The organism is Pseudomonas sp. SIMBA_067, from assembly GCF_046534675.1.
Classification (GTDB): domain Bacteria; phylum Pseudomonadota; class Gammaproteobacteria; order Pseudomonadales; family Pseudomonadaceae; genus Aquipseudomonas; species Aquipseudomonas putida.
The window spans coordinates 1-270 of the sequence record NZ_JAWRYH010000473.1; the positions used below are offsets into that span (position 1 = coordinate 1).

1 protein-coding gene is annotated in these 270 nt (G+C 40.7%); it reads left to right on the forward strand.

Features of this window, described 5'->3' with window-relative positions:
* Positions 1 to 270, forward strand: a 270-nt coding sequence (locus SB765_RS29945; RefSeq protein ID WP_410932537.1) for an MFS transporter, incomplete at both ends; no start/stop codon positions are given.

Sequence of the window (270 nt, forward strand, 5' to 3'; positions counted from 1 at the left end):
CTGTGATGAGTGATTGGTTTTATAAACTAATCATTCCTCTTGCCATATATAAAGACACTGGCTCGGCTTTATATATGGCAATGTCGTATGCCATTACTTATATCCCAACCATAATATTTACTCTGATTGGCGGTGTCGCCGCTGATAAATATGATAGGAAGAAGATCCTAGTTCTAGGGGATGCCTTGTGTGCTCTGCTATCCCTCGCATTCTTATTTGCCATAACGCACCTTGACTTAGACACGTTGTTTGCGATTGTTTTCGCTTTCT